We start from the raw sequence: 12,057 nt of genomic DNA, 5'->3' as shown, positions 1-12,057 counted from the left end.
AGATAGGACAGAGGTGGAAGTGCAGTAATGTATGGAGCTGACTGTTACTAATCGGTCGAGGGCATAACCAAGTGGTGATAGGAGAATGGATGGAAAGAGAAAAAACTTAGAAAAGTAGTTGACTGTATGTGATTTTGAAGGTATATTAATAATATATAGGGGATTGGTCAAATGGTATGATAGGAGTCTCCAAAACTTTTGGTGGGAGTTCGATTCTCTCATCCCCTGCTTTTAGATGAGCCGGAAACCTTGATTTTATAAGGTTTCTGGCGTTTTTCTTTTTCTCGGAAAGTTATATGTAGTCAAGCATGTAGTCAAATGAAAGTGATTATCAAAAATAGACAGCTTGCTCAATTTGTTCTTCCTTTGCTTTTCGAGTTTTATTGCTGAAATAATACAACTTTTTTGTGGTGCTTATATCGGCATGTCCCATCTGTTCTGTGATAAATCGCTCATCCACATGATTGTCAATCAGTGTCGTTCCATACGTTTTTCTAATTTTGTGCATTGTTCTGTGTGGAATATCTAGTTTTTCACAAATGCGGGATAGATGCTTATTGAATGCGTTACCACGAATACGTTTTCCGTTTTGTTCAAACAAAAATTCCCCATCTTGACGTAATTTCATAATTTCTTCAAAAGTATCACAAGCAGAAGAGGGAAGAATCAGATCACGATTGCCGGCATCTGTTTTGGAATGTTCCTTTATCGTGATTACCCATTTACCATTTTCGTTTCGGTATTTGTCTTCAATTCTTCTAACTTTGATGATTCTACCGTGTTTGTCAGAGGGTTTTAAAGCTGAAAGCTCTCCAACTCGTAACCCAGTTTGAAAAGTAAATAAAATTCCGTAATTAAATAAACTAGGATTTTCTCTTAAATAATTGATCACCAGAGGAATCTCATCTTCCATAAAGACTTGAAAAAGAAATTTGTTGTTGCGTTGGTGGCTGCTATGTCTTTGACTGTTGCAGGAACGGGAACAGTGTTTGCGATGAACAATTTTTATATACATGGGGAAAATTGTGAGTGGGTAGTAGATAAAGAAGCGTGGCATGAGACCGTACACCATGAAGAGGAAGGTCATTATGAAAATGGTAAACTTCTTGAGGAAGAAAAAGGTCATTATGAAGAAGTAGTAGTCACTCCAGGATGGACTGAGAACAAATATGTTGTAGACAAACCAGCTTGGACAGAAGAAGTAGTACACCCAGCAGAAACAAAACAAGAATGGGTAGTAGACAAGGAAGCTTGGACAGAGAATATTCTGAAATATAAATGCGTATGCAACGGTTGTCATGCAGAATTTGCATCAGACGAAGAATGGATTGCTCATAGTAAAGAAAATGCTATGAATGGCGACTACAATCATATGGGTTACTCTAACGTACCATACTATGAAACAGTAAATCATCCAGAAGAAGGTCACTGGGTATGCAACGGAGAACCGCAAGAGCCGGAGCAGAAGCCAGAGAATGCAGATCAGAAGCCGGAACAGCCGGAGAAACCAGATCAGAAACCGGAACAGCCGGAGAATCCAGATGTAGAAACACCAGAAACACCGGATGCAGAGAATCCAGAAACACCAGAACAGAAACCAGAAGCAAATAAGGAAAATGTTCAGACACAAGAAACAGAAACAAAGAAAGAGGGAACATCTCCAAAAACTGGAGATACAGCTTCCACACTTCCAGTCGCAGGAGCAGGACTTGCTTCACTCGGAGTTGCCCTTGCAACCATCTTAAAGAAACGGAAATAATTCAATAGTTTGATTTCATTGAAGCCTAATCGCTTATGCGTGAGGGCTTCTTTGTGTATGAGGGAAAATATAGGCTGATTTGTTGCCCGCGGCATCATGCGGAACTGGGTGTATGGATAGGGGATGGACAAAATGGATAGTATTTGTTATAGATATTATGTTGAGTTCTTTTTCTGTATTGATTTAATAGTATAATAAATGTATAATATAGTTAGAATATTGTTATCAATAATTAGGAGGTGTCATTATGAATATTCGTCCATCCGCAGCAATCCGCCAGAATTATAACGAGATTGCCGATATGTGCAGAAAGACCGCAGAGCCAATTTTCCTTACCAAGAACGGCGAGGGAGATTTAGTCGTTATGGATATTGAAACTTATAACCGCAGGGAAAAAATGCTGAAGCTACGTGAGGAACTTTTGGCAGTAGAGGAAGACAGAATGGCAGGCAGAGTTGGCTGTACGCTTGATGAACTGGACGCTTACCTTGATGATGTGATTGCAGAGGTGTAGCGTATGACAGAGAGTAAGAGATACCAAGTCATTGTTTCTGATAGGGCAAAGAGAATGTTGGGAACACATATCCGTTTCATGGCACAGGTCAACAAAGAAGCAGCAGCGGCAAAAAAGAAAGAGATTATGACTGCTATGCGTTCCCTCTGTCAGATGCCGCAGCGTTTTCCATTTTTTGAAGAATCCTATATTACACCGAATAAATATCACAAGATGTTTGTTGCAAAGTGGTATCTTGTCCTCTATCAAATACAAGATGATACGGTGTATGTGGAGTATATTTTAGATTGCCGTAAGGATTACAGTTGGCTCATTCGATAATAATAAAAGTAGGAGCAGGACTTGCTTCACTCGGAGTTGTCCTTGCAACCATCTTAAAGAAACGGAAATAATTTGATAAATTTATTTGATCGAAGCCTAATCGCTTATGCGAGAGGGCTTCTTTGTGTATGAGGGAAAATATAGGCTGATATGTGATGTATAGAGAGGGGACACTTGCCCAGCCGTCCCACCGCCCTGTTAGGAACCGTCGCTCTGGGCATCCTACGGAACGTTGGAAGTGAATAAGAGTGGACAAAACAGATAATATTTGCAATAGATACTATGCTGATTTTCCTTTCTTTGTAGTCAAAATGTAGTCATATGTAGTCAAATTGAAAAAGCAAAAATGCTGATTTTTCAAGGGAAATTGGATTTTCCAACGGGGTTCGATTTTCTCATCCCCTGCTTTGAAAAGCCTTAAGAACAGCGTAGAATTGTTGTTTTAAGGCTTTTTCTATTTTAAATTTTAAAGAGTAGAATCCCTGCAGGCTGAATATATGGAATACAGTTCTAATGAAGTAGCTGCACGATAACTCTATACTTTTTAAACGATTCAACAACCCAAAGAATTTCCCTTAGTACTTTTTCTTTAGGAACATAGAAATCAGCATCGCCAAGATCCCTAAGAATAAATAGACCAATGCATATAAGAGAAATGCCTTTTCACCTATATCCAAAAACAACCATGTGCCGACCAAAAAGAATAACGCTGTAAGAATTGGTGATGCCCATAATTTTTTTATGTCTTTACCAGCATATACTCCGGTACAAATTGCGTAAATAGGGTCCACTGCAAAAAATAGAATAAGGCAAGTTGCCATTCCACTGTCACCTTCTAGAAAGGTAACCGCAAGACAAGGCAATCCCAACATGATTACTCCTGATGCTATTATCCAAGGTAAAAATTTCTTCATGTGCGCAAGCTCCTTTACAAATGCTATCTTCATATATTTCTTTTAGTTCCTATCACAACGTGTCAATTCCAATGTTGTAAACCGCTATGTATCAAATTCTAAAAGATACATTATATCCGTATCTAAATCATATAGTGCTAAAGAAAAATTGAAGGAACCTCTAAATATATTCGTGTCATCTTTAGGATCTTTGCTGTTTGCATATCTATCATAAAAATAATAATATCCATTCTTAATTTCAGGAATATTTGAAGCATCAGCCAGATTATAATTATAAAAATGATCTTCTTTTTCACCCCCATACATTAAAAGCTGAAGATTTTCCGTCAATGGAAGGCTTTTCCATTCCTTTGTATATTCCAATGCTTTTTCTCTATTTTCAGAGCAATCTAATATTAGAACGTAATCTCCATCTCCATGAAAACCTCTGTGGCTATCTGTTTCTTTTAAAACCTTAAACTCTTTTTTATTAAAGCCAAAGGTATCTCTAATGAAATGATTCTGTTTTGCTTTTAATATGTAATCAAATAAAAATGGGCTACTTAAAGTAATGATCACCAACAATACAACAACTAGTTTCCAGCGTTTCATAGAACATCCCCTTTCGTTCATTTTCTCATTTCATTTACTATGTTCTGTTTTTCACAGTATATCATATTTTTCTACAAACATTTCTTAATATTTTTTATTTTTTAGTTCCAAAAGATCAAGTGTGTAATTACTCTGTCTGTAAAATTTAAATTACAACATAGCCTATAAGAGTTGTTTTACATTGTGCCGACATAAAACTATATCTGACGATTTTTGCTTCCAAAAGTAACTATTGGCATGTATGTATCACAGATTCATGTAGAAAAAAGCCTTAAGAACAGCATAGAAGCACTGTTTTAAGGCTCTTTAACACTTCAAATGAAAGTTAATCATAAGTTTTGTACATGTGATTAAAAAAACTCCGAGAACCTGGAATTTTACCAGTTTTATCCAATGTGTTGTAACATCTCTTGCTTTAGCTATGGGGAGTGTCAAACATATTACTTATTACACTTATTTGTAAAGTAAATGTATGCATCTTCCAATGTACCAGGAATAGACATACAATCTAATTCAGGTTGTGTGTCCGAAAGCACTCTTAACTGCAAACCTCCTTCTACATATTGTTTTGATGTAATGCGATACTTGCCTTCTATTTTTCTTGCTTTTTCCTCATCAGATACTTTACAGATCCATATCTTTCCCTGTGCTTCTTCGGCTAAATTTTTCATAGAACCCGCATATAAAAATCTGCCTTTATGCATAATTGCAAGTTGATTACAGGTAGCAGCTAAATCTTCTACTACATGAGTTGAAAACAAAACCGTTCTGTTTTCAGAAAAGTCTACTAACAAATTCCGAATACGAATGCGTTCTTCTGGATCTAAGCCGGTAGTTGGTTCATCTACAATTAAAAATTCTGGTTCATTCAAAAGCGCCTGGACTAATCCGACACGTCTTTTCATACCGCCTGATAGTTGTTTCATTTTCTTTTTTCGATGTTCGATCAGACTGGTTTTTTCCAAATAATAGTCTATTCGTTTTCTGCATTCTTTTTTCTCTACACCTGCCAGAGCCCCCATATATTCCAAGCATTCCTGAACAGTCAAATTCGGATAAAGTTCAATTTCCTGTGGAAGATACCCTATTTTTTTCTGAATTTTTTCATAATTTCCTTCACTGTATAATATTCCATCCAACGTGACCGTACCGCTGACTGGTTTCAATACAGTAGTCAATACCCGCATGAAAGTTGTCTTACCAGCTCCATTTTCTCCTAACAGTCCGAAAATTCCGTTTGGTATGTCTAGGTCTGCATGGTCAATTGCTGTCACACCATTCTTAAATCTTACCGTTAAATCCTCAATATGAATACTCATAAACTTACCCTCTCTTTCTAACTATCTTTGGCAATGCTATTAATAAAACAAATCCTATACAAATACACAAAGCTTTCCCATATAGCCACGTAATATCAGCAGTATTTTCTATATTTCTAAAGGTATAAGAAAACAGATTCCATGCCCCAAAAAGCTTGTCTCCCCCTGTGGAATTTGTTGCTACCCAGATCAAAAGGCAGCTTCCAATTCCCATCCACATATTGCGAAAAAGCATAGACAATGTATTAGCCAATATTCCCCAAAAGAAAATGGTTACTGTAATTGCCAAAAAATAGGAAATAAACTGAAGTAGTTCACTTTCTGTTACTGGATGTGTGATCGGCTTCTGAAATGTAAAAAATAGTCCGTATCCTAGAACAGAAAGCAGTAATAAGAAGATTTCCTGTATCATTATTCGCTGCATGATGGAAGAAATTCTCCTTTTTATTGGATATAGTCTGTGTACTTCGGAACGTTTGCTTGTAATTTCCTGTACATACGTGTCTGCACAAAAAGTAGCAGTCAATATCGCAAAAGGGGGTTCTATGGAAAGTCCTATTTCATTTGTGAATATAACACCACGAATCAAACTTAAAATCACAACAAAGGATGAGGCATAAGCAATCTTATAAAATGGCAGGACTATCTTTAGTTCTTTCTTCATTTACATCCGCCTCCTCTTCCAAATCTGTATCGAAATCAAAATAATTGCTACAGATACTAAAATAAGAAAACTCTGATTTAAAAGTGCCATTGGCGGCGGTGTCATATCGAACAGCTGTCCGGGAAATCGAACCATAATTGCAAAAGGTCTTCCCCAATATCCATAGACTCCTTCCGCATTTCTTTCGCCCATATTGGAATACATCATGTAAAGAATCAGAAGCGGCACTCCAGGAAGTGGATTTTTAAACAGGAGTGAAATCAATGTATATACACTTACAATCATCATCATATTGGGAAGTATATAAAGTGCAGTAGAAACTACAAAATCCCATAACCGCACTTCAAATCCACTGTCTTTTGTATAGATGAGACATAACACCCAAAATAGCAGATTTAAAATAGTCAAAGCAATCAAACATGTTACAAATCCTGCGCTTACTTTTGCCAGTACATACTTTCCAGCAGAAATCGGTTTTGTGTGAAGCAATTCATAAGTATGCTTTTTCGTGTCCTGTAAAAACAGAACTGCTAACATGACTGTTGAAAAAAAACACATAAACAGTCCTGCAAAATCAGCAAATTTTCTTGAGTAATAAAAAGAAAATGTCTTATTTTTCAGCTTTTTATTTAAATAGGCGTTGATTTCTTCTGGAGTTCCCTTGTAATAAGTGCTGTCTTCATATACATAACGCGCGCCATACCAATCATATTCGTCATCCAGATATGTAAACGCTTCTTCTAACTCCATATTCGCAAGCTTGTTTATTACTGATTGTGCATCTGAATCAGACATTTTAAATTCATCAATTAGTGCTTGCTTTATTTGGCTGCTCCATATTTCCCGGTGCTTTTCTAGATTAGCAGGCACATACCCTTCATAAACATCTGCTAAACGAACTGTATCAGGATAGTCATTAACAATTTTTTCTTCTTGTGCCAGATAATGTGTAGTTAGATATGGACTTGTTGTATGAAACACACCATAGATTACAAGCAGAATACCTAGCCAAAATAATGGTCGCTTTAGATAATTCTTAATCTCTCTTTTAAAAATAGCAATCATATATTTGCCTCCTTTCTTGTTATAGACATCATAAAATATAAATCACAACAAAAAGACAACATCATAAAAAAATCGGACTGCTTACGCAATCCGATGAAATATTGCTGTTATTACAGCTCCATTCTGTTTTTCGTTTTCTATAAGTAACTGTCCACCATGCTTTTCACAATATAGTCTACTGATATACATGCCCATTCCGGAATGTTTCAAACTATCTTTCACATTTTGCTGATAAAAAAGCTCTGTTGCCTTTTGCTTGTCTGCTGTAAATCCCACTCCATCATCCTTTACTCTGATTTGTAATTCAGAATAAGCAAGGAGCACTTCTATTTTCACTTTTGTCTTGGCGTAACGGAAGGCATTTGACAAAAGGTTTTCTATAACCTCTAAAATCACTTCCTTATCTCCTGAAAATTTTTCTGCTGTTTCCAAACATTCTAATTCGCATCCCTTTCCAAACGCTTTCTCAAACACATTCAGCTCTGCCCGTAAATCTATTTCTAACCGCTTACTTGTAATTTCTTCTGCTACTAACTCTCTTGTATCTAAACTGCTTATCTTCCGCATTGTTTCTACAAAGGTATCCATGCGTTTAATCTGTTTTTTACTTTCATTTACCATATCTAATGCTTGAACTATATCTATCTCTTCTTCAGGGAGGTATTCCGAAAGCATTTCCTGATACCCAGCCAGTACGGATAACGGAGAACGGATATCATGTGCAATTGCTGCGCGCAAAGCTTTTTCCTCCTCAATCATTTCCCATAATTTATGGTTATTTTCTGCGAGCTGTTCCCTCATTCGTTCAAATTCTCTGCACAATTTTCCCATTTCATCTTTATTTTCATAGGTAATATGAAAATCCAAATTATTTCGACCAACTTGTTGTGATGCCAGTTCTAATTCCTCAATGGGATGTTTCAATTTATGCTTATAAAAAAGAAATACTGCTATGAGATTGCCTATCACAGACACGATAAGTACTGTAAACGTCTGAAGGAAATCGCATATTTCTGATGCAAGATGATCAAATGTTGTCATTTTATAAGAATTTGGTCTCGGAACATCTGTTAAATACTTTCTACCATCACCTTCAGCCATTTTAAAATACTTCTCTTGATCTACGTATTTCCACCAAATGTCATCTTGGATCGTGTCTGCGATTCGCATAATCAATGCCGAAAGATAAAAACTGACTATCAAACTCACCAGCATATATAAGACAATGGTTTTTCTTAACGAAAGATTTTTTATTTTGTCCATTTATATCCTATCCCCCATACCGTTTCAATATATTCATGTTCCGTATATTGTTTTAATTTTTTTCGAATTCTGCGGATCAATTCAGTCACCACCCGACTATCTCCTTCTGCATCATATCCCCTAATCTTTTCATAAATACGTTCTTTGTCAAACACCATTTCAGGATTCATGGATAAAAATTCTATAATCTGATACTCTAATTTTGTAAACTCCAACTCTTCTCCTTTTATCTGTACATGTTTGCTAACATAATCGATTATCAAATCCCCATAAAATCGTTGTTCTGTTCTCCTATGTAAACGTTCCTCGCGTTTTAGGTGAGCAAATATTCTAGCATCTAATTCTTTTAAACTAAATGGTTTTAAGACATAATCATCGCCACCAGACAACAAGCCTATCACACGATCCTGTTCTTCTACCTTCGCAGTCAAAAAAATAATCGGACAGGAAACTATATCTCTGATTCTTCTGCATACTTCAATTCCATCTATTCCCGGCATATTTACATCCAATAAAATAATATCAGGATTTACACTTATCTTTTCCAATGCTTCCACACCATTTTCAGCAGTAATTATTGTATAATTCTTCAATGTGAAATAACGATGCAGCATCTTTAATAATTCTCTATCATCATCGACTATTAAAATTTTATATCCCATAGTGTTTCCCCCAGATTCTATCATTCTTAAATTATAGTATATTTCATAAAAAACAACAAATAAACAATCGTTGAAAATGAAACTATTGGTGTCTGTGGAGGATATATGTGGCTATAGTAAGAAAAATGCTATCTGTAAAAATGGCACACTTACAAGAAAAAATTAATTAAATATTTAATTAAATTTTCGGTGAAAAATATTAAAAAAATATAAATAGTACGAATGGATATTGACATTTTTTGTATAGAAAAATAAAATATTAATTAAACGATTAACTAATTTAGAAAGGAGAGACAGAATGGGAGAGAGTACACAGTTATTGATGTGTCATGTGATGCACCTGTATTTGCAGAGAAGCATTTGTCTGTTTAAGGAGTTAGATATACATCCGGGACAGGCGGGACTTTTGTGGGCGTTGAATTGCAAAGATCAAGATCACAGAGGTATGGCACAAAAGGAACTGGCAAAACATATCGGTGTAAAGCCTCCTTCGATTACCGTAATGTTAAAGAAGTTGGAAGCAGAAGCGTATATAGAGAAGAAGCAGGATGAAAATGATCAGAGGATCATGAGAATTTTTCTTACGGAGAAAGGAAAGAATATTGCGGCAAAAATGGAAACTGTGATGGAGCAGTTGGAACAGGAAGCGTTCGCAAATATGAATGAGCAGGAAGTAATGCTTTTTCGCAGACTCTTGCTTCAGATGAGAGACAACTTAAAGAGTGCAGGCAGAAAGGAAGATTAAAATGGGAAAATTATTTAAATTTATGAAGCCGTATGCAGCAACCATTCTGATGATTGTTGTGTTTCTTGTACTTCAGGCTTACTGTGACCTGTCGTTGCCGGGATATACATCAGACATTGTAAATGTCGGTATCCAGCAGGGCGGAATTGACACGGCGATACCAGAACAGATTTCTGTGGAAGATATGGACAGATTATTTTTGTTTGTTTCTGAGCAGGACCAGAAGACCGTTCTGGACGCGTATGAAAAAGATACAGATACTTATGAGTCTGAGGCATATGTGCTGAAGGATGGAATTTTGAAGGATGAGAAGAGAACAGATAAAATCGGGGCAATCTTAAGTAAACCGATGATGCTTGTGACTGTGTTTTCATCAGACAGTGAGGAGACAAAGGAAATGACAGATGCGATGTTTGCCAGTCTCCCAAAAGAAATGTTAAGCGAAGACATGACAGTTTTTGATGTGCTTGGCATGATGCCAGAAGAACAGCGGGCGCAGATGGTGACTCAGATTGGAGAGAAGGTCGATGAGATGCCGGAGACGATGTTGGAACAGGCGGCGACCATTTATCTCAAAGAAGCATATAAAAACTTGGGAATGGATACGGATAAGATTCAGACTGGTTATATGTTGCGCACAGGGGGAAAAATGCTGGCGCTTGCTGCGGTTGGAATGATTGTGAGTATGATCGTTGGATTCCTGGCATCCAAAGTAGGTGCTTCGACAGGGCGAGATCTGCGAGGAAAAGTATTCCGCAAGGTGGTAGAATTTTCAAATGGAGAATTTGACAAGTTTTCAACTGCATCATTGATTACGAGAAGCACAAATGATATCCAGCAGATTCAGATGCTGACGGTAATGATTTTGCGAATGGTACTTTATGCACCGATCATGGGAATTGGAGGTGTATTCAAAGTATTCCATACGAATGTGTCTATGTCTTGGATCATCGGGCTTGCAGTTGTCCTGATTGCGATGGTCGTAATGGTCTTATTTGTTGTAGCAATGCCGAAATTTAAGATCTTGCAAAATCTGGTAGACCGATTAAATCTTGTTACAAGAGAAATTCTTACTGGATTGCCTGTTATCCGTGCGTTCAGTACAGAAAAGCATGAGGAAGAGCGATTTGATCAGGCAAACAAAGATTTGACAAAGACAAACTTATTTGTCAATCGTGCTATGACCTTTATGATGCCGACGATGATGCTGATCATGAATGCGATCTCAATCCTGATTGTATGGGTAGGTGCAAATGGAATTAACGATGGTCAGATGCAAGTTGGAGATATGATGGCATTTATTCAATATACAATGCAGATTATTATGGCATTCTTAATGATCTGTATGATCTCAATCATGCTTCCGAGAGCGGCAGTTTCTGCAACGCGTGTGGATGAAGTGTTGACAAGTACAACGCTGATCAATGATCCGAAGCAGCCGAAACATCTGAAAGAAGGCAAGGGGATGGTAGAATTTGACCATGTATCGTTCCGGTATCCGGGTGCGGAGGAAGATGTGCTGCATGATATTTCCTTTACAGCAAAACCGGGTGAGACGACAGCGATCATCGGAAGTACCGGAAGTGGTAAATCTACAATGGTAAATCTGATTCCAAGATTTTATGATGTGACAGAAGGAAAAATTACGATTGATGGGGAAGATATCCGAAATGTAACACAGCATGAGTTGAGAGACCAGCTTGGCTATGTGCCGCAGAAAGGAGTTCTGTTCTCAGGAACCATTGCAAGCAACATTTTGTATGGAAATCCAGACGGAAGTGAAGAGACAATGATGGAGGCTGCCAAAGTGGCTCAGGCAGCAGAATTCATTGAGGAGAAGCCAAAATGTTACGACAGCAGAATCTCCCAGGGGGGAGGAAATGTTTCTGGTGGACAGAAACAACGTTTATCGATCGCAAGGGCAATTGCGAAAGATCCAAAGATATTTATTTTTGACGATAGTTTTTCTGCTTTGGACTATAAGACAGATGTAACATTGCGGAAAGCATTAAAAGAACATACTGTGAACAGCACAGTCATTATTGTTGCACAAAGAATCAGCACGATCCTCCATGCAGAGCAGATTATTGTTCTGGATGAAGGAAAGGTTGCGGGAATTGGAACGCACAAAGAATTGCTGAAAAATTGTGATGTATATTATCAGATTGCGGCATCTCAGTTATCGGAAAAAGAACTGGAACGAGATCTTAATCAGGATGAACAGGAAGGGGGCAGATAGG

The 12,057-nt window shown here is 37.2% G+C and carries 13 protein-coding genes and 1 tRNA gene; 6 read left to right on the top strand and 8 right to left on the bottom strand.

Translation table 11 applies throughout. The features are described 5' to 3' along the window. Positions 1 to 157: 157 nt before the first annotated feature. Positions 158 to 228 (top strand) — tRNA-Trp (locus EDD74_RS05045). 103 nt (positions 229 to 331) lie between these two features. Here EDD74_RS05045 and EDD74_RS15335 read toward each other — a convergent pair. Continuing rightward, positions 332 to 913: a site-specific integrase gene (locus tag EDD74_RS15335; protein ID WP_242990123.1), complete on the bottom strand. Its 582-nt coding sequence runs from the start codon at positions 911 to 913 to the stop codon at positions 332 to 334. Between the two features lie 42 nt (positions 914 to 955). On the opposite strand from EDD74_RS15335, the gene EDD74_RS15330 reads away from it, so the two are divergent. From EDD74_RS15330 to EDD74_RS05025, 3 genes are all read left to right on the top strand, one after another. Next, positions 956 to 1,759 (top strand): LPXTG cell wall anchor domain-containing protein, encoded by an 804-nt coding sequence (locus EDD74_RS15330; protein WP_242990125.1) that lies wholly within the window; start codon positions 956 to 958, stop codon positions 1,757 to 1,759. Positions 1,760 to 2,006: 247 nt separating this feature from the next. Then, a complete protein-coding gene (locus EDD74_RS05030) occupies positions 2,007 to 2,273 on the top strand; it encodes a type II toxin-antitoxin system Phd/YefM family antitoxin (RefSeq protein ID WP_008976571.1) in 267 nt (88 codons plus the stop codon). A gap of 3 nt (positions 2,274 to 2,276) precedes the next feature. Further along, a complete protein-coding gene (locus EDD74_RS05025; RefSeq protein WP_008976570.1) occupies positions 2,277 to 2,594 on the top strand; it encodes a type II toxin-antitoxin system RelE/ParE family toxin in 318 nt (105 codons plus the stop codon). A 575-nt stretch (positions 2,595 to 3,169) separates the two neighbouring features. Here EDD74_RS05025 and EDD74_RS05020 read toward each other — a convergent pair. The 7 genes from EDD74_RS05020 to EDD74_RS04990 all read right to left on the bottom strand — a co-directional run bounded on the left by EDD74_RS05020 (position 3,170) and on the right by EDD74_RS04990 (position 9,072). Next, complete coding sequence (locus tag EDD74_RS05020; RefSeq protein WP_116441646.1) at positions 3,170 to 3,508, bottom strand: hypothetical protein; 339 nt, start codon at positions 3,506 to 3,508, stop codon at positions 3,170 to 3,172. Positions 3,509 to 3,592: 84 nt separating this feature from the next. Beyond that, a complete protein-coding gene (locus EDD74_RS05015) occupies positions 3,593 to 4,099 on the bottom strand; it encodes a hypothetical protein (RefSeq protein ID WP_116441647.1) in 507 nt (168 codons plus the stop codon). A gap of 440 nt (positions 4,100 to 4,539) precedes the next feature. Further along, positions 4,540 to 5,418, bottom strand: coding sequence for an ABC transporter ATP-binding protein (locus tag EDD74_RS05010; protein WP_116441648.1), 879 nt, complete (start codon positions 5,416 to 5,418; stop codon positions 4,540 to 4,542). Between the two features lie 4 nt (positions 5,419 to 5,422). Continuing rightward, positions 5,423 to 6,082, bottom strand: coding sequence for a hypothetical protein (locus EDD74_RS05005; protein WP_116441649.1), 660 nt, complete (start codon positions 6,080 to 6,082; stop codon positions 5,423 to 5,425). Continuing rightward, positions 6,083 to 7,147, bottom strand: a complete 1,065-nt coding sequence (locus tag EDD74_RS05000) for an ABC transporter permease (RefSeq protein WP_116441650.1) — start codon at positions 7,145 to 7,147, stop codon at positions 6,083 to 6,085. Positions 7,148 to 7,228: 81 nt separating this feature from the next. Next, the gene (locus EDD74_RS04995; protein ID WP_116441651.1) at positions 7,229 to 8,410 is read right to left on the bottom strand and encodes a HAMP domain-containing sensor histidine kinase; all 1,182 of its coding nucleotides are present in this window, start codon (positions 8,408 to 8,410) and stop codon (positions 7,229 to 7,231) included. Next, positions 8,398 to 9,072 (bottom strand): response regulator transcription factor, encoded by a 675-nt coding sequence (locus tag EDD74_RS04990; RefSeq protein WP_116441652.1) that lies wholly within the window; start codon positions 9,070 to 9,072, stop codon positions 8,398 to 8,400. Before EDD74_RS04990 ends, EDD74_RS04995 begins: the two co-directional genes overlap by 13 nt. Positions 9,073 to 9,370: 298 nt before the next feature. On the opposite strand from EDD74_RS04990, the gene EDD74_RS04985 reads away from it, so the two are divergent. Both EDD74_RS04985 and EDD74_RS04980 read left to right on the top strand, forming a co-directional pair. Further along, positions 9,371 to 9,817, top strand: coding sequence for a MarR family winged helix-turn-helix transcriptional regulator (locus EDD74_RS04985; RefSeq protein ID WP_008976563.1), 447 nt, complete (start codon positions 9,371 to 9,373; stop codon positions 9,815 to 9,817). Position 9,818: 1 nt separating this feature from the next. Next, positions 9,819 to 12,056 carry an ABC transporter ATP-binding protein gene (locus EDD74_RS04980; RefSeq protein ID WP_008976562.1) on the top strand — a complete coding sequence of 746 codons (2,238 nt, stop codon included), beginning with the start codon at positions 9,819 to 9,821 and terminating at the stop codon, positions 12,054 to 12,056. The last annotated feature ends 1 nt before the right edge of the window (position 12,057 follow it).

Source organism: Faecalimonas umbilicata (assembly GCF_004346095.1).
Lineage (GTDB): Bacteria > Bacillota > Clostridia > Lachnospirales > Lachnospiraceae > Faecalimonas > Faecalimonas umbilicata.
Note: the sequence above shows the minus strand (reverse complement) of the source record. Positions and strands in the feature narration are given on the sequence as shown.

Excerpts from the sequence above, each read along its gene's own strand:
- EDD74_RS04985 (WP_008976563.1), top strand. The coding sequence starts at position 9,371 with ATGGGAGAGAGTACACAGTTATTGATGTGTCATGTGATGCACCTGTAT.
- EDD74_RS04980 (WP_008976562.1), top strand. The coding sequence starts at position 9,819 with ATGGGAAAATTATTTAAATTTATGAAGCCGTATGCAGCAACCATTCTG.
- EDD74_RS05015 (WP_116441647.1), bottom strand. The coding sequence starts at position 4,099 with ATGAAACGCTGGAAACTAGTTGTTGTATTGTTGGTGATCATTACTTTA.
- EDD74_RS15330 (WP_242990125.1), top strand. The coding sequence starts at position 956 with ATGTCTTTGACTGTTGCAGGAACGGGAACAGTGTTTGCGATGAACAAT.
- EDD74_RS05020 (WP_116441646.1), bottom strand. The coding sequence starts at position 3,508 with ATGAAGAAATTTTTACCTTGGATAATAGCATCAGGAGTAATCATGTTG.
- EDD74_RS05000 (WP_116441650.1), bottom strand. The coding sequence starts at position 7,147 with ATGATTGCTATTTTTAAAAGAGAGATTAAGAATTATCTAAAGCGACCA.
- EDD74_RS04995 (WP_116441651.1), bottom strand. The coding sequence starts at position 8,410 with ATGGACAAAATAAAAAATCTTTCGTTAAGAAAAACCATTGTCTTATAT.
- EDD74_RS04990 (WP_116441652.1), bottom strand. The coding sequence starts at position 9,072 with ATGGGATATAAAATTTTAATAGTCGATGATGATAGAGAATTATTAAAG.
- EDD74_RS05010 (WP_116441648.1), bottom strand. The coding sequence starts at position 5,418 with ATGAGTATTCATATTGAGGATTTAACGGTAAGATTTAAGAATGGTGTG.
- EDD74_RS05030 (WP_008976571.1), top strand. The coding sequence starts at position 2,007 with ATGAATATTCGTCCATCCGCAGCAATCCGCCAGAATTATAACGAGATT.
- EDD74_RS05005 (WP_116441649.1), bottom strand. The coding sequence starts at position 6,082 with ATGAAGAAAGAACTAAAGATAGTCCTGCCATTTTATAAGATTGCTTAT.
- EDD74_RS15335 (WP_242990123.1), bottom strand. The coding sequence starts at position 913 with ATGGAAGATGAGATTCCTCTGGTGATCAATTATTTAAGAGAAAATCCT.
- EDD74_RS05025 (WP_008976570.1), top strand. The coding sequence starts at position 2,277 with ATGACAGAGAGTAAGAGATACCAAGTCATTGTTTCTGATAGGGCAAAG.